At 31.8% G+C, this 16,243-nt stretch carries 24 protein-coding genes and 1 pseudogene; 3 read left to right on the top strand and 22 right to left on the bottom strand.

Features of this window, described 5'->3' with window-relative positions; translation table 11 throughout:
• Positions 1-371 precede the first annotated feature (371 nt).
• From E2558_RS07615 to E2558_RS07560, 12 genes are all read right to left on the bottom strand, one after another.
• Positions 372-713, bottom strand: a complete 342-nt coding sequence (locus E2558_RS07615) for a sigma-70 family RNA polymerase sigma factor (protein ID WP_126565775.1) — start codon at positions 711-713, stop codon at positions 372-374.
• Positions 710-1,153, bottom strand: coding sequence for a hypothetical protein (locus E2558_RS07610; RefSeq protein ID WP_064207399.1), 444 nt, complete (start codon positions 1,151-1,153; stop codon positions 710-712). Before E2558_RS07610 ends, E2558_RS07615 begins: the two co-directional genes overlap by 4 nt.
• A 10-nt stretch (positions 1,154-1,163) precedes the next feature.
• Positions 1,164-1,832 (bottom strand): hypothetical protein, encoded by a 669-nt coding sequence (locus E2558_RS07605; RefSeq protein ID WP_126565776.1) that lies wholly within the window; start codon positions 1,830-1,832, stop codon positions 1,164-1,166.
• Between the two features lie 289 nt (positions 1,833-2,121).
• Entirely contained in the window at positions 2,122-2,907 is a 786-nt protein-coding gene (locus tag E2558_RS07600) for an ATP-binding protein (RefSeq protein ID WP_126565777.1), read from the bottom strand.
• Between the two features lie 11 nt (positions 2,908-2,918).
• Complete coding sequence (locus E2558_RS07595; RefSeq protein ID WP_168210224.1) at positions 2,919-4,031, bottom strand: DnaD domain protein; 1,113 nt, start codon at positions 4,029-4,031, stop codon at positions 2,919-2,921.
• Positions 4,024-4,347 carry a helix-turn-helix domain-containing protein gene (locus tag E2558_RS07590; protein WP_126565779.1) on the bottom strand — a complete coding sequence of 108 codons (324 nt, stop codon included), beginning with the start codon at positions 4,345-4,347 and terminating at the stop codon, positions 4,024-4,026. The genes E2558_RS07595 and E2558_RS07590 overlap by 8 nt, the downstream gene beginning before the upstream one ends.
• A 40-nt stretch (positions 4,348-4,387) precedes the next feature.
• Positions 4,388-4,729, bottom strand: a complete 342-nt coding sequence (locus E2558_RS07585; RefSeq protein WP_126565780.1) for a hypothetical protein — start codon at positions 4,727-4,729, stop codon at positions 4,388-4,390.
• An 11-nt stretch (positions 4,730-4,740) separates the two neighbouring features.
• Positions 4,741-5,079 carry a hypothetical protein gene (locus E2558_RS07580; RefSeq protein WP_126565781.1) on the bottom strand — a complete coding sequence of 113 codons (339 nt, stop codon included), beginning with the start codon at positions 5,077-5,079 and terminating at the stop codon, positions 4,741-4,743.
• Between the two features lie 58 nt (positions 5,080-5,137).
• Complete coding sequence (locus E2558_RS07575) at positions 5,138-5,338, bottom strand: hypothetical protein (protein ID WP_081254660.1); 201 nt, start codon at positions 5,336-5,338, stop codon at positions 5,138-5,140.
• A gap of 4 nt (positions 5,339-5,342) precedes the next feature.
• Positions 5,343-5,984: a BRO-N domain-containing protein gene (locus tag E2558_RS07570; protein WP_126565782.1), complete on the bottom strand. Its 642-nt coding sequence runs from the start codon at positions 5,982-5,984 to the stop codon at positions 5,343-5,345.
• A gap of 63 nt (positions 5,985-6,047) precedes the next feature.
• Positions 6,048-6,311, bottom strand: coding sequence for a helix-turn-helix domain-containing protein (locus tag E2558_RS07565; protein WP_126565783.1), 264 nt, complete (start codon positions 6,309-6,311; stop codon positions 6,048-6,050).
• Between the two features lie 40 nt (positions 6,312-6,351).
• On the bottom strand, positions 6,352-6,579 hold the full coding sequence (locus E2558_RS07560) for an XRE family transcriptional regulator (RefSeq protein WP_126565784.1): 228 nt from the start codon (positions 6,577-6,579) through the stop codon (positions 6,352-6,354).
• 115 nt (positions 6,580-6,694) lie between these two features.
• Between E2558_RS07560 and E2558_RS07555 the strand changes: the two genes are divergently transcribed.
• Both E2558_RS07555 and E2558_RS07550 read left to right on the top strand, forming a co-directional pair.
• Positions 6,695-7,435 carry a helix-turn-helix domain-containing protein gene (locus E2558_RS07555; RefSeq protein WP_126565785.1) on the top strand — a complete coding sequence of 247 codons (741 nt, stop codon included), beginning with the start codon at positions 6,695-6,697 and terminating at the stop codon, positions 7,433-7,435.
• A gap of 125 nt (positions 7,436-7,560) precedes the next feature.
• Positions 7,561-8,697, top strand: a complete 1,137-nt coding sequence (locus tag E2558_RS07550) for a site-specific integrase (RefSeq protein ID WP_126565786.1) — start codon at positions 7,561-7,563, stop codon at positions 8,695-8,697.
• Positions 8,698-8,788: 91 nt separating this feature from the next.
• On the opposite strand, the pseudogene E2558_RS07545 reads toward E2558_RS07550, so the two are convergent.
• From E2558_RS07545 to E2558_RS07515, 7 genes and pseudogenes are all read right to left on the bottom strand, one after another.
• Positions 8,789-9,019: pseudogene (locus E2558_RS07545) on the bottom strand (PTS transporter subunit EIIC); the annotation flags it as partial.
• Between the two features lie 5 nt (positions 9,020-9,024).
• Positions 9,025-9,339 carry a PTS lactose/cellobiose transporter subunit IIA gene (locus E2558_RS07540; RefSeq protein WP_103297703.1) on the bottom strand — a complete coding sequence of 105 codons (315 nt, stop codon included), beginning with the start codon at positions 9,337-9,339 and terminating at the stop codon, positions 9,025-9,027.
• A gap of 18 nt (positions 9,340-9,357) precedes the next feature.
• On the bottom strand, positions 9,358-10,335 hold the full coding sequence (gene lacD / locus E2558_RS07535) for a tagatose-bisphosphate aldolase (protein WP_126565787.1): 978 nt from the start codon (positions 10,333-10,335) through the stop codon (positions 9,358-9,360).
• Between the two features lie 3 nt (positions 10,336-10,338).
• Complete coding sequence (locus tag E2558_RS07530; RefSeq protein WP_126565788.1) at positions 10,339-11,271, bottom strand: tagatose-6-phosphate kinase; 933 nt, start codon at positions 11,269-11,271, stop codon at positions 10,339-10,341.
• A 12-nt stretch (positions 11,272-11,283) separates the two neighbouring features.
• Positions 11,284-11,799: a galactose-6-phosphate isomerase subunit LacB gene (lacB, locus tag E2558_RS07525; RefSeq protein WP_126565789.1), complete on the bottom strand. Its 516-nt coding sequence runs from the start codon at positions 11,797-11,799 to the stop codon at positions 11,284-11,286.
• Between the two features lie 16 nt (positions 11,800-11,815).
• Positions 11,816-12,244 (bottom strand): galactose-6-phosphate isomerase subunit LacA, encoded by a 429-nt coding sequence (gene lacA, locus E2558_RS07520; protein WP_126565790.1) that lies wholly within the window; start codon positions 12,242-12,244, stop codon positions 11,816-11,818.
• A gap of 249 nt (positions 12,245-12,493) precedes the next feature.
• Positions 12,494-13,249, bottom strand: a complete 756-nt coding sequence (locus tag E2558_RS07515) for a DeoR/GlpR family DNA-binding transcription regulator (RefSeq protein WP_126565791.1) — start codon at positions 13,247-13,249, stop codon at positions 12,494-12,496.
• Positions 13,250-13,495: 246 nt separating this feature from the next.
• On the opposite strand from E2558_RS07515, the gene E2558_RS07510 reads away from it, so the two are divergent.
• Positions 13,496-14,227 (top strand): NAD-dependent protein deacylase, encoded by a 732-nt coding sequence (locus tag E2558_RS07510; protein WP_126565792.1) that lies wholly within the window; start codon positions 13,496-13,498, stop codon positions 14,225-14,227.
• A gap of 108 nt (positions 14,228-14,335) precedes the next feature.
• On the opposite strand, the gene rpsI is transcribed toward E2558_RS07510, so the two are convergent.
• The 3 genes from rpsI to truA all read right to left on the bottom strand — a co-directional run bounded on the left by rpsI (position 14,336) and on the right by truA (position 16,239).
• The gene (gene rpsI / locus E2558_RS07505; protein WP_011275150.1) at positions 14,336-14,728 is read right to left on the bottom strand and encodes a 30S ribosomal protein S9; all 393 of its coding nucleotides are present in this window, start codon (positions 14,726-14,728) and stop codon (positions 14,336-14,338) included.
• 19 nt (positions 14,729-14,747) lie between these two features.
• Positions 14,748-15,185 carry a 50S ribosomal protein L13 gene (gene rplM / locus E2558_RS07500; RefSeq protein WP_103329027.1) on the bottom strand — a complete coding sequence of 146 codons (438 nt, stop codon included), beginning with the start codon at positions 15,183-15,185 and terminating at the stop codon, positions 14,748-14,750.
• A gap of 250 nt (positions 15,186-15,435) precedes the next feature.
• Positions 15,436-16,239: a tRNA pseudouridine(38-40) synthase TruA gene (truA, locus tag E2558_RS07495; RefSeq protein ID WP_126565793.1), complete on the bottom strand. Its 804-nt coding sequence runs from the start codon at positions 16,237-16,239 to the stop codon at positions 15,436-15,438.
• Positions 16,240-16,243: the final 4 nt, after the last annotated feature.

Raw genomic sequence — 16,243 nt, 5'->3', positions numbered from 1 at the left:
ACCTACTCGAAATTGAGTAAGTACCCTTTTTAAGCTAGGATTTTCTAGGTTATCTCTCAAAACCTTTCCTAAATTTTTCAACACTCTTATATAAAAAATACCCAACATTTCCCCACATTTTTAAAGTCTTATTGATACTTTCACTGAAAAAAAAGTGAACAAGCGATATAACAAAATAACAATACTAGGCGGGGGGATTTGAACGCCCCTGTTTGAATTTGTCCAACATTTTCCAACAATTTCATGATGGATTACACTCTTATTTGATACCCCACCCCCTCACGCGTGAAAAAATAATAAATTTGGAGAGTAGACACCCCTCGCCGTTCTCCAATAACACTTTTACGCTTTAAATGTTTAGAGTGGGGGGATTAACTAGCTTCATTTACAATTTTATCTAACAAACCGTTATACATTTGTCTAATACGTTCTCCCGAAAGATTAAATACCTTTCCTACTTCGTTTAACGACTTACCCTGACACAATAAATAAAATACAAAGTACTCTTTATCTGTTCCCACTCTATCTACAATTTGCTCTAGTTCATTAAAAAAGATTTGATTGTCGATATTATCATTGACTTCTACCGCTTCAACTTCATCATTAATTTCAAAGAAGTTATCAATATTTAACTCACTCTCTTTAACATCAATCGTAGTCGTATTATGATATTCTTTTACAAATCGTTTAATCGCTTCTCTATCATACTTCACACCTTAACACCCACTTTATGTGAATGAATGGCTTTATATAAATCACATCTTAAACGGTTAATCAGTTCACTATCTACTGCTGCACCATTAGAACGAATATAATACATTATTTCTTTTTGTTCACTTGGAGTATATCCTTTAACCACTTCTTTAAATAATGCTAGCTTCTTACTTGATCTTTTAATATATGCGTTTAGCTTAGCCTTTTCTTCTAGTATATGTATAACAAGTTTCTCTAATGGATATGATACTGATACAAACCCAAACACATCACTAGAAGATGAATGAGAGATATTTAAGTAATACATTGCTTCTATTTGCAATTTGATACCTTTTATCTTTGAATTTATAAACTGCGGACTAAATTCAGTTAATAGTGCATATTCTGTTATCTTTGCTTCACGGTAATATAAACAATGTTTCACTCGTTTAATATTCATTCATACACTCCTATTCATTATTGCTTAGTACATCTAAGTAACGTTGTTTAACTGAACGTACACCAATATAGCCCGCTTCATCTTTAGTTGCTGGTATGCCTAAATAATTCATTTTAAGCGTGTTTAACGTGTTTCTTTCACTTACTAACCTTTTATATTCAATCTCATCTGAATAAGGATATAACACCTTTTCTTTAAGTTTCTCGAAGTCTTTTGCTATATGCTTCTTCTCCAACTCATTGAAGCGGTTATTTATTAAGTTCTCATATAGATATATCTCATATATTTTAGTGTCAGTTGGTGCTAAGTGTTTTATAAGAGCAATCGCTTCATCATTAGTTATTAGTGATAGTCTTGCTTGTAAATCTTGTCGCTTAATAATTTCAGCATGTGGATTGTCTATATCTTGCTCTAGTGCTTCATTTTGCATAATACATAATTGATCGTTAATACTTTGTAATTTACTTACTGCAAATTCCTTAAATCCATTCTCTAACTTATATATTTTAGATAACTGTTGTTTGTCTATCTCACTATTACTATATCCCGCTTCTCTAAGTGCTTTAGTTTCATCAAGAAAGCTATCTAACTCTTTAATGAGCGTTTGATAGTCGTTATCTTCAAATAATACATTCCATGCGTCAATGATTGCTTTATTTTCTTTTTCTAATACTTTCATATCTCTTTAACCCTCTTTTCAATTAAAGATGTTCTAAAATCAATTTTAAGCACTGTAATAGCTCATTTTAGAAGACTTATATACTTATACTATTAACTTATATCAATTTTTAATTAATGCTCTAAAATAGGCTTTAAAATGATTAATTCTATTTTAAATTTTTAGTTTCTAGAATTTGGTTATAAAAATGTTATCAAGCGATTACTTAAATCTTACTAACTATACGGGGTATTTCAGCCCCTCCTTAAATACGAAAAGAAGTCACGGACATAATAGCCCGTAACTTTATTTATGAATGAAAGTCTTTTAACCGATAATCTGCACCGTGCATTTTAAGTATCTGAGTATTCTTCATTAGTCGGCTAAATATCTTCTTACTATCTTTAATTAACGTTAATTCTCTTGCTGTATTGTTAGTAGTAATAATATTGTGTTTTCCAGTTCTCAAGTTAGCTACATTAAACATCTTACTTAATCCATAATTGGTTAGTGATGTACCGTAATCATCTATCACAAGTAAATCTACGTCTTTAATAAGCTGATCGAGTTGTTTCTCTGTCACGTCTGATGTTTTTGTATAGGTATCTCTATATGCTGTAATGAGTTCTGTTACATCAATAAATAAAGCTGTATAACCTTTTTTCTTCACTTCTTTTACAATAGACATTGCTAAATGACTTTTACCAATTCCATATGTTCCATGAAGTAATAAAGAAGTTGGATTATCTAGTGAGAAGTTCGCAGCATACTTCTGCATGATTTGTTTAGCTTCTAACAACTCAGAATTAGTAGGTTTGTAGTTATCGAAATGAGCCTTTAATAAGTCATCATTAAGCATTGATTGTTTAAATACTCTTTCAATATCTAACCGCTTCTGTTTTGCTTTATAATTACTTGTACTTTCTTTTGCTTTCTCAATCATGAAGCAATCGCACCCGATACGCTCCTCTTGTCCGTTATCAAACTTATAATAATCGTATCTATTGCCACATCTACTACATTTAAGGTCAAGTTGCATATCAATCACTTTATTGTGTAACTTCTTCATTAAGTCAATATCAGTAATACTTTTCATGCAATCACTCCTTAAAATAATTCGCTATATTGTGAGTTTTCTTCTTCATCATCTGCTAAACGATCTAAAAATGATTTATTATTATTCAATTTATTTCTTTGCTTCTTACGTGCTTCAATATCTTTAACTGAATTAATGCCCTCTTGATACCAACTAACCAAAATGCTATTCACATACGCCCACTTATAAACGTTATTGTTAATCGCTTCTTTTAACGCTTCAATGACTATATCGTCATTACCGTTGAAATCTTCTCTCCATGCGTCTATCTTTTCTACGATTGTAGAATTAAGACGACCAAATCCATTATTTTCATAAAATGTAAAAACATTATCCGCTTCATGTATTGTTTGTCTTTCATTTTCGTTAGTGTTTAGCTCTTTTTCCATTGCTGCAAATACTTCATCAGTTTTATTATGTTTCTTATTGTTAGGTGTCACTTTAGCTAGTGCTTTCTCTTTAGTATCTACATTATCAGCTATCCAGTTTTTAATTACTGCTATAAAGTAGTTAAGCCCTTTATTATTTTCCTTACAGTAGTTAGTAGCTACCTTTACTACATCTAGCGTATTATCTTTAATATCTTGTAAGAGATTGCTTACTTCTTTTTGTTTATTAGTGTTTTGCATTTCAAAAAAATTATCCAAAAGAAAGTCGTAAGCTGTTGTTGTGTCGTAACTACTACTACTGTTTTTCTTCTCCCTGTTATTCTTATAATTGTTTTTCTTAATACTGTTATTCTTAGTGTCTTTATTTTGTATGTCTACGTTTCTTATATCTACGTTTTGTATGTCTACATTTTGTATATCTTCAAAACTGCGACATACGAAATGATGATTGATTGTATAAATATTTTTGCTAAACCCGTTTTCAGTACGCTCTCTCTTTACTGAAATAATTTGTTTATCAACTAATTCATTTCTATGCTTATAGAAGCGGTTTTTACTTATATTTAATTCGTGACAAATAAGGCTTACACTAGGAAAAGCTATGTTTTTACCTCCAGCATAAGAAGATAAGTAGCAATATATCGCTTTAGCTTCGATACTTAATTTAGGCTCTTTCATGACTTGCTTATAAATTGTTCCATATCCACCTGTAACATCAATTAATCTATCACTCATAGTTACCGCCCTCACTTTCATATAACACTGGTGCTATCTGTCTTTGTAATACGTTATCTATATACTTATATGTGATCTTTAAGTAACCTAGTTTTCTTAAATGGTTAATTCTGTTTAATATCGTTAATTCATTATGACCGTACAAGCTAGTGAAATAATCATCGCTAGCAGTACAATAGCCATATTCATTACTAAATGCAGTTATTTCTGCAAATATTACTCTCTCGCTATCATTAAGACGATTGTCATATCTTACGTTTGCAGGTAAAATAGAGTAGTAATTAGGTTGTTTGTTTGATTGTTTTATATCACTCATAGTGTTATCCTTTCAGTTAGATTTTTAGTTTGTTTCAAAACTACTTATCAGCGTTTTCTATTTCGCTTTGGTCGGTGGAGATAGGAGACGCTTCTAATTTATCTAAAGCATTACTATGATGAGTTGCTATTTCTTTTTGCATAAAATCTATATCTTTTAAAATTGAGTTAAGCACTGCCATTACTACATAGTCATTTTGATAGTATTCCTTAACGCAATACACTTCCATATGCTTTCCGTCAGCTATTAAACTATCCATGTAATTTTCTTTACTTTCCATATGTTCGCCAATCATTGTTATTACAGTGTTTATTTTTGTTTTTAAATCTGCATCAATAACTTCTGTTTTCATTTCGTCAATATAAAAATTTAATTCTCTCATTTTATCTACTCCTATTTATCAAATTTAATAACTTTATCACTTAATCCAAATTGAAGACTTATACCATTGAAAAAGCATATATTTTCAAATCTTTGAGCTTTTTGCTTAAATTCTTCTAAAGCTTCATTCATTTTTTTAAACAAATTATCATTTTCAATTTTGACAATATCTATTACCACTGTCGAAATTGCATTAGCTTCGTTATTATCTTCGTTTTTTCTATATTCTTTAATCTTCTCACTTAAATCTTTTGTTACTTGATTTAATCTATTAATTTCTTCTTTTATAAATTCTACTTTCTCAACTGCATATTCTAATTCTTTAAATGCTTTAAACATTTCTGTATTCATTTATAAATCCTCCTATTGCTTCATATCGAAGCGGTTTATTATTTTGATACATTTCTACTTAAATTCTTCTACTGTTTTGTAAATGTTCTCTATATGCTTTATAGAGATACGAGCGTTGTTCATCTCGAATATCAAATTTGATAATAGCTACCATGCTTGAGAATAAGAAAAATACCAACGCATAATGTAATTCAGAATACATATTTAAAAATATGGTTATTACACAGATATAAATAAGTTCATTCAGAAACCTAAGCATTTTATCACTCCGCTTCTTCTTGTTTGTTGTATTTACCGTAAATCGTTTCACTCACTTTAATATCTAAGCCAAAGCGATTTTTTGCAGCCATTAAATCAACTACATCAGTTAATATTGTTTGTCGAGTTGCTAACATTTCAGGTGTCATTGCACCTTTTTTAATCATCTTCTTAAAGCCATATAGCGTTGATGTTGCTTTATCTGATATTGTGTTTGCTTTAATGTAATCTACTCGCTTAGCTGTTGTATTTGCTTCTTTTAACTTACTCATAGCGTCTTTTTGTATTTGCTTGTCAGTCATGCGAAAAGCTTCATAATCTTTTAAGCCTGTTGCTTGTCGCAGTGTTTTAATAACTTTCTTAACCCACTTTTTAAATTCTTGTGCTTCTTGTCGTCTACTGTTCCAAATAGCTTCATAAATTCCAGTTTCTGAAATTATATTTACTAATTGAGTTTTTCTAGCTTTCTTTTTAAGTGATGTGCTGTCCACAATGTGAGTAGTCACATCTTCATCATCAATCATTCTTAACATATGCGGTGTATGTGTATATCCAAGTGCTTTTGATATATCACTCGCTACTGCCCAATGTTCCCCGTCTTTTTCTATAAATCTAATTTCCGTATCGTTAAAAATTTGTTTTATCATTTAAAACCTCCGAAATTGATTAGTACTATTACTTTTATTCACTCGCTTGCGGGCAAGATTTCATTAATATTTTTGACTTTCTAAAAATCTTTCTATTTCTTGACGATCATAGTAATAGCTTCGCCCCTGTTTACGTTTAGTAAGTCCTAAACGTTCCCACTCTGTAACATCACTATGTGTACATCTGTATAACTTTCTTACTTCTGTTTGTGTAAGCCACCGCTTCTGTTGTTGTTCTATTTTTTGCTGGGCGATTTGCTCGGCAAGTTTCAATATACCGTTTGCTAACTCGATTGAAGCGGCTTCACTTAAAATCGGTGCACTCATTTATAAGCCTCCTTTTTATCTCAAATTGAGATATATAAATTTAAATAAAAAATACTTCTTTATCAATATCTAACTCATTTACTAAAGTAACTATTTCATAATCGTGAAAAGGAAATAAGCCTTTTTCCTTAGCTACATATTGCCGTCTATCTAACCCGATTAATTGAGCTACATAACTAGTAGATAACTCTTTTTTTAATCTTATTTCTCTAAGTTGTTGTTTAGGTTTAAGATATTTTTGTTTTAATTCTACTTTTTTAGTCAACATATAACCACCTCCAAATAAATTATCTCAAAATGAGATATAAATTTCAACACTAATTATAACAAATTGAGATATTTTTTTCTATATGCTATTATTTCATAGAAAGGAATTGAGGAAAATGGCGGAAAGACAGAACACTCTAGGCCAAGTAATTAAAAGAATTCGAAAATCTAAAAAAATGACACAACATCAATTAAGCGAATTAACCGGTTTTAGTCAAAATACTATTTCCAATCATGAAAATGGCAATCGAAAGATTGATTTAGACGATTTACATACTTATGCTGATAGTTTAAATACTTCATATAATTTAATTGTACATTTTAGTGAAGATTTATTTCACAATGGTTTTAGTAAAGCACTTGATCAATTTCAAGATTTTCAAAAAATTTATGATTATGTTCTAAAAGCTTATTATACGGAAGGAGATATATATTTTTCTTCTATTGATGAATACAAAGAAGCTTTAGAAATTGTAAATATTTTAAAAAAAAGAGGTTTAGATATTTCTTCTATTAAATACGAATATGTAAAAGATTTATATATAGAATTATTAAATAATGATAAATCTAATAACGACAAATTGAAACCTATTACTTTAGAAGAATTAATTTCATTTACAAATGAATACATTGAGATAATGAATGAATTTAATGCTCGAGATGATAGCTTTGATAAAAACAACTTAGTTAAACGTGCTAAAGATTTAAAGTTAAAATCTTTAAAAATAAGTGAACGCATTTATAATTATCCGAATTATTACTATCAAAAAATTAAAGATAAACCAATGTATTTAGTTTTTAAAGAAACATATCCTCAAAATATAGATGAATTGATAAGTATGATTAATAAAAATTAGTTTTTATTATTTCACTCCTGCTTACGAGTTCATACATACTATTACCGCACCAATGAGTAACCACTCTCAAAGGTGTGTTCAATCCAATCAAACGCATGCGGGCAAGTAGAAAGGATTGATTTACAATGATTAAGAAATATAAAAAGAAAGACGGCTCAACGGCGTATATGTTTGTTGCATATCTCGGTGTTGATCCGATTACTCGTAAGCAGAAGCGGACAACAAGACGTGGCTTTAAAACTGAAAGAGAAGCCAAAATTGCAGAAGCTAAGCTGCAAACAGAAGTACAAGCTAACGGCTTCTTAAATACTGAAATAATGACGTTTAAGCAAATATATGAACTATGGTTAGAACAATATAGAAATACAGTAAAAGAAAGCACCTATCAGCAAGCAATGACAACATTTAAAATGATGATACTTCCACACTTTGAGAATATGGCTATTAAAGATATTACCGTGCCACATTGTCAAAAAGTATTGAATGAATGGTATCGAACATATTCAGAAACGAAAAAGGGGCGTATATATGCGTCTACTATCTTTGAGTATGCTATTAGTTTAAAAATCATAACTGATAATCCATTTAATCACATAAAAGCACCACGTAAGAAAAGTAATCAGAAACACGAAACAATGAAATACTATACAAGTGATGAATTGCAGCAGTTTTTAGAGCTTGTAAAAGATAATGTATTACATCATGCTTTATTTCGTACCCTTGCCTTTACGGGTATCAGACGTGGCGAATTAATGGCGTTAACATGGAATGATATAGATTTTACTAATCAGACGTTAAGCGTGAATAAGACACTTGCAGAGGGCTTAAATCATAGACAGTTTATAGATACGCCTAAAACTCGTTCATCAATTAGAACGATCAGTGTTGATAGTAAGACATTAGAGGTATTAAAAGAGTGGCGTACTCAACAACGTGTGTTATCTCTTAAACACGGTCATAATACATCTAGCAAACATCAAGAAATATTCACGAATGTAGAAACGAATAAACGACTAAATAGAGTATATGCTAATGAAACTTTGAATTTGATATGTAAAAAGAATAAATTTAAAAGGATAACAGTACATGGCTTTAGACATACACACTGTTCTTTATTATTTGAAGCGGGCTTATCTGTTCAAGAGGTACAAGATAGATTAGGTCACGAGGATATACAAACGACAATGGGAATATATGCACACGTTACAGAAAAGCAGCGTGAGAAAGTGGCCGAAAAGTTCGCAAATTATGTTAGTTTTTAGTAATCACGTATTCAAAACGTATTCAATTCATATCATCAAGAGTTGTAAACCGCTTCATACCAACGTTTACAGCTCTTTTTTAGCTTAAACCAACAATACCCATCGTATAGTTATAAGGTTTCATTAATATACCTTCCATTGTTTTACTCCATGTAAAGCCAAATACATTCGGCACATAAGTTACTAAGATAAAGATACTTGAGAACAAGATAATTGGAATTGCTGCTATAAATCCATCACGAATCGCTCTTAAATAAATATTACGAGATATTTTTTCAAAGAACGGCTTCCCTTTTTCTATCCATGCTATTAACTTATTCATCAGGGTCAACTCCCTCTTCTATATAATTCTATTAGGTGTTTGATTAAATCTTTTAATAATAATGTTGTCATTAAATGGTCTTGACCGTGCATCATAGTTACGCTATATGCAATGTCATCACCTTGCGCTTCTTTAGCTAATAAACTAGTTTGTGCTTTGTGCGCATTTGCGATACATTCATTAGCTTCTTCAGCAAGTTGCTCAGCCTTATCTAATTCACCATTTTTAGCAGCAGTTAAAGCTTCTAACAATTTAGAACGTGCATCGCCAGCATAAGCTACGATTTCAAAACCAAGTAATTGTACCTCTTCTCTATTCATATCATTAACCTCCTTTAATTATTTAGATTTCCAAGATGTTGCTGTTGTTTCTAATACTTTATTTAAATCATCGATATTTTTAAATCCAGTAGTGCGTAACCATTCACGTGCTGCTTCTTCGCCTTGTTCGATATAAACTTTTACCGCACCTGACCAAGTTGCACGTCCACAAAGTACACCATTGAATTTAGCGCCAGCTTCATGAGCAAATTTAAGTGTTTCTTGGAATAGTTCAGCAGTAACACCCGCACTTAAATAGATATATGGTAAATGTGTAGAAGCTTCTTGATCACGGAAGTGTTGTGCCGCTTCTTCTTTGCTATAAACCACTTCACCATCAGCAAAGCCTTCAACATAGTTCATATTGACTGGTACTTCAACTTTAAGTACATCAACATTGAATCTTTCTTCTGAGAATAACTTCATCGCTTCATTAACTTTACGAGGTTTTACTTTCGCAAATTCAGCACTTTTATTATCCGGAATGTTGTCATCATATGTTAAAACTTCTAAGAAGAATGGAATGTCTTCTGCTACACACTCAGATCCAATTCTTTCAATATATGCTTTCTTTTGAACATTGATTTCTTCTGAATCATCAACATCATAATAAAGTAAGAATTTAACAGCATTAGCGCCTTGTTCTTTTAAACGTTTTGCTGACCATTCAACTAAACAGTCAGGTAAACGACCTTTAGCATTTACGTCATAACCTGTTTTTTCATAAGCAAGTAATAAACCACATTCTTTATTACGTGCATCAGAAGCAGGTAATCCATATTCTGGATCTAAAAGAATTGATGATGCATATTGAGTTAATTCTTCAGATACAAGAACTTTTAATTGTTCAATTTGTTCAACAGTTGGTTCTTCAGTTTGATGTTCAGCCATCATTCTTTTTAAAGCACCACGTTGGTCAAATGCTAAAGCTGAGATAACCCCTTCTTTATTACTTAATTGCTCAATTGATGATAATTTTTGTTGTGATTTAGTCATGAATTACACCTCTATAACTTCAATTTGTTGGAATATTTCGTCAAATTTATTTACATTGATATGACCAGTTTGGCTTTCCATTGCATTTAACATGCCAAATGTATTTGCTTTTCTTAATAAATCCTTATCAGAATCTTGATGAATTAATCCTGACGTAATTCCTGCTACAGTTGAGTCACCAGAACCAACAGGATTTACTACTTTAATATTTGGAATGTTAACTTTATAGAACGTTTGATGATGTTTTGCGAAAGCACCGTCGCCACCTAAAGAAACGATAATCCATTCAATACCTTCAAAGATGGGTTGAGTGACTGCTTCTTTTAAACTATTTATATCTGTAGTAACAGTGGTTTGTAACAATTGTGATAATTCATCAATATTAGGTTTTATCACTGTAGGCTTACTATCGCTTAACAATACATCCATTAATGACTGACCTGAACTATCTAGGACAGTTGGTATGTGTTGTTGATTAGCTAATTGAATAATTTCTGCATAATAATCTGAGTTCAATCCTTTAGGTAAACTTCCTGACATAGCAATTGCATTAGCTTTGCTAAATAAATGACTTAAATGTGATTTGAAACCTTTAGCTTCTTCTTCACTAATTGCAGGGCCTTGTTCTAATATTTCAGTTTGTTGACCTTCATGTAAGATAGCAATACAGTTTCTTGTTTCACCTTTAATTTGGAAAAATGAATGTTGTATTTGGTTCTCATCAAGTTGATGTTCAATAAACTCACCTAACTGACCACCTAAAAATCCACTTGCTAAAACATCTTCACCAAATTCTGATAAAACACGTGTTACATTTAAACCTTTGCCTCCAGCAGTTTTACTTGTATTTGTCACTCTATTGACTGTATCAAGATTAAAGTGTTCCAAAGGATATGAAATATCTACAGAAGGATTAAGTGTTAATGTTAAAATCATGATAGTCCACCTTTAATCGTGATATTCACCTTTGTTCCATTTTTCTAAAAATTCATCAAAGAAGTGAGGATCAGCTTGTTTATCATTATGTGCTTCTAAATGTTCGATTTTAGCGATTAATTTTTTATTTTCCTCAGTAGGTTTATATTCCGCTTTAATGAATGCGTCTACGATATCGAAGATAAATAATTCTCCTACGACTTTACCGCCGAAGCTTACAACGTTTGCATTTAATTCTTCTTTAGAATATAAAGCTGTAGTCATATCACGAACTAATGCAGTTCTTACGCCTGGCACTTTGTTAGCTGAGTTACTAATACCAACACCAGTTCCACAAATACATACACCTAAATCCGCTTCTCCACTTGTTACAGCTTCACCAACTTTTTTACCAAAGATTGGATAGTGTGTTCTTGTAAAATCATATGTTCCTACATCAATTACTTCATGTCCTTGTTCTTTTAAATGTTTAGAAACTGCCATTTTTGTATCTGTTACAATATGATCGCAACCAATAGCTATTTTCATTTTATTATCCTCCCAATTAACACATTTTATTTAACATATCTACACGAATTTGGTGACGTCCACCATCGTAATGACCATTAACAAATTCTTTTGCAACATTTTGAGCTAAAGTATCTCCAACGATTTGCGCTCCCATAGTAATCATGCGTGCATTATTATGACCACGTGTCATATAAGCAGAACGTTCATCTGAAACTTCTGCAGCAATCATGCCTTTAACTTTAGTAGCAACCATGAAACTTCCTGCACCATAGGCATCAATTGCAATTCCTAAGTTCTCATCATTTTTTTGAACTTCATGTACAACTGCTAGTGTTGAATCCACAAAATCTAATTCTTTACCTTCAGTTACATCAAGCACATCATGATTGTTTTCTTTTAAAAATGTTTTAACAACATCTTTCAATCTTTTGCCATCTACGTCTGAACCAATAATAATTGTCATAGTAATTCTCCTTTTTAAGATGATATCTTTCCACAGCATTATGTTTATTTGTTGTGTGAAAAAGCGCTTTCAAATCTTTACGATTAAATTATAAACATAAACAAACAAATAATCAACAATAAATGTTTGAATATTGTTTGATATTTAGTTGTTTTAAACAAAACAATGTATTTCTGTGTTTAATTAAACTTTTATAAACTAAAAAATCCTAAGATTGTTTACTTTCAAACAATCTTAGGATTTCTTTATTTAATAAATTACTTCTGTATGTAATTGTAATTTCGAAACACTTTCTTCATCATCGGTATCAAGGACAACTGCAGTTAAGTCTTCTAATTTACACAACTGCGTAAAGTCTTCTTTTCCAATTTTTGAAGAATCAATAAGTAAATATTTTTCTACCGATCGTTCTAATGCGATTTGTTGTGTATAAGCTTCATCAATAGTAGAGGTAAGTACATCTGCCTCTTTAATACCATTACAACTAAAGAACATCTTGCTAAAGCGTTTCGTTTTAAGTAAGGTATTCGTCATTTCTCCAACAAACGATTCCGTAAGTTCTCGCATTTCCCCGCCAAGCAAATACACTTTGAAATCTATCGAACGCTTTTTAAACAATATTTTAAATACCGGGAAACAGTTTGTAATAACCGTCAACGATTGATGTTCCATTACCTCAGCTAGAAATTCTATCGTTGTTCCTGGCCCTAAGAATATTGTGTCGCCTTCTTCAATGAGTTTAGCAGCTTTTTGAGCTACAACTCGTTTTTCTTCTTTATTCTGTGTATGTTTCTCTTGATGTGATTTCTCCTTAAATTGAAAGACTGAATTACTTCTCGCCCCGCCATGAATTTTAGTTAATAGTCCTTTTTCTTCTAATTCAGCTAAATCACGTCGAACTGTCATATCAGATACATTAAGTTCCTCAACGATTTCGTTAGTTCTAACCGTTCCTTTTTGATTTACGAGTTTAGTAATTTCATCTAAACGATCGTATTTATTCATTCAATTCCTCACTTCCCCCAATTGCTATTTTTTTATTTTGAAAATGCCTAATCGTTTTAGACATGTAGTTTAAAGATTTTCAGCGCATACTAATTTTATACCATTGAGCGATTGAACTCTAATATTTTTATATCATAACTTTTAATTATGGCAGAATTTAATAAAATGTTATTTTGAAATGTGTGTACTATAATATATAAAGTGAAGGTTATTCAGTAAATTAATACTTTTAATGAGGTGACAACTTTGGCTAATAAAATTGAAAAACTCAAAAAAATTATAGATAACTCAAATAAAATTGTCTTCTTTACTGGTGCAGGCGTGTCAGTAGCGAGTGGTATTCCCGATTTCCGTTCAATAGGAGGATTGTTTGACGAAATTTCAAAAGATGGCTATTCACCAGAATATTTATTAAGTATAGATCATCTTAATGATAATAAAGAAAGTTTCATTGATTTCTATCATAAACGCCTACTCGTTGCAGATAAGAAACCCAACATCGTTCATGAATGGATTGCCGAACTTGAAAAAGAAGGAAAGTCATTAGGTGTAATCACTCAAAATATCGATGGCTTACATGAAGATGCTGGAAGTCAAAATATTGATGAAATCCATGGTACATTGAATCGATTTTATTGTATTAAATGTGGTGAAAAATATTCTAAATCACATGTAATGGATCATCATTTAAGATACTGTGAAAAATGTGGTGAAGTCATTCGTCCAGATATCGTATTATATGGCGAAATGTTAGATCAACCTACTGTGTTTAAAGCACTTGATAAAATTCAAAAAGCAGATACTGTCATTGTATTAGGATCATCACTTGTAGTACAACCAGCTGCTGGATTTATTTCAAACTTTACCGGAGATAATTTAGTCATTATAAATCGAGATAAAACACCATATGATAGAAAAGCAGATTTAGTCATTCATAATGATATGACAGAAGTAGTCGAAGAAGTATTTAAAAGGTAAAATATTATTCAAAGGCTAGAGGTTTTAAGAATCTCTAGCTTTTTTGTATACAAAAAAGCACTTCTCGAAATTGAGAAGTGCTTGATAAAAACATGTTCGTTTCCAATCTTAACGTTTTGAGAATTGTGGAGAACGACGTGCTTTTTTAAGACCAGGTTTTTTACGTTCTTTCATACGTGGGTCACGAGTTAATAAACCTGCACGTTTTAAAGAACCTCTGTATTCAGGATCTGCTTCTAATAATGCACGAGCGATTCCGTGACGGATAGCTTGAGCTTGTCCAGTGAAACCACCACCGTGTACGTTAACTAATACATCATAGTTACCTTTAGTTTCAGTAACATCGAATGGTTGGTTTAAGTCTAAGATTAATGATTCGAATGGTAAGTACTCACGTACGTCACGTTCGTTTACTGTGATATTACCTTCACCTGGTACTAAACGTACACGTGCTACTGAGTTTTTACGACGGCCTGTACCTCTATATTCAACTTGTGCCAATGTAATTTCCTCCTTTTAATTAACCACGTAACTCGTAGTTTTCTGGTTGTTGTGCAGCGTGTGGGTGTTCAGCGCCACGATATACAAATAATTTTTTACCTTGTTTTTCACCTAAACGTGAACTTGGTAACATACCTTTGATAGAAGTTTCAAGTAAACGTTCTGGGTTATTACGTTTTAACTCACCAGCAGTAACTGATTTGATACCGCCTGGGTGGTTAGAGTGACGATAGTAAATTTTATCTGATTCTTTTTTACCAGTTAATTCGATTTTTTCAGCGTTGATGATGATTACATAGTCACCTGTGTCAACGTGTGGTGTATAAGTTACTTTATTTTTACCGCGTAAGATAGATGCTACTTCTGATGATAAACGACCTAATGTTTGGCCTTCAGCATCAATAACATACCATTTGCGCTCAATGTTTGATTCATTTGCCATAAATGTTTGACGCATAATAATTGTCCTCCTAAAAATAAATGCTTCGTCTTAGATTGCAGGTACTCATCGCAGTCGAACCTACGAACGAGGCCTGCAACCTAGTAAATTCTGTTACGATTTTAAAGCGTAAATGTTCATTTATTTTATCCTGTATAATCTGCTTATATATCTTGTAACACAATAAGTTTCCGGGGCTTATCGTGGGATGATATAAAACAATACCGTTAACTATGTTATATTTTTTACTCTTGTTTGTCAATGCAAATTAGTGATTTTGTAACGATTTTTTATAATGAATTTTTATATCGTTTCCAAAGTCGCTAATAAGCTCTTCTGGAGCTAAATAAATCTTTTCTAAGTACAGTCCTTCTGCCGGTGCTGTAAATGGTACGTTATTACGATTTTTTTCTTTTAAAAGTGTTGGCACCTCGTCAGGTTGGCGTTTACCTTTTCCAACTTCAATAAGAAATGCTACTAATACGCGCACCATATTATATAAAAAGCCCGATCCTGTAACGATGTAGTCAAAGCTTTCAGCAGTCTTCACTATTTCGCTTTGATACAATGTACGTTCTTTACTTTCTACTTCTGTCTTTTGAGAACAAAATCCTGTGAAATCATGTGTGCCAATAAAGTGTTGTGCCGCTTCGTTCATCTTTTCAAAATCTAAATCATCTTTAATGAAAGTCTTTAATCCACTTTCGAATGGATTGCGATGTTCGGCTTGATAGACTTTATAACGATATCGTTTGCCTACGCAGTCATAACGGCAATGAAATTCTTCATCGACTTGTTGCACCTCTTTAACATAAATATCGTCAGGTAACGCACTATTCATGGCATACTTCCACTGCTGAGGCGCAATATTTAATTCAGTATCGAAGTGGAAATACTGTTCATAGGCATGTACACCACGGTCTGTACGGCTCGAAGGATGAATGCGTACATGACGACGGTGCATACGTTTTAATATTTTTTCAAATTGTTGCTGGACTGTTCGTCCTTGCTGTTGAATTTGAAAGCCTAAAAATTGACTTCCTTGGTACGAAATATTGACTAGAATTCGCACGATA

The sequence above is a fragment of the Staphylococcus pragensis genome (genome assembly GCF_004785665.1).
Taxonomy (GTDB): Bacteria; Bacillota; Bacilli; order Staphylococcales; family Staphylococcaceae; genus Staphylococcus; species Staphylococcus pragensis.
This window is presented reverse-complemented; position numbering and strand designations above follow the sequence as displayed.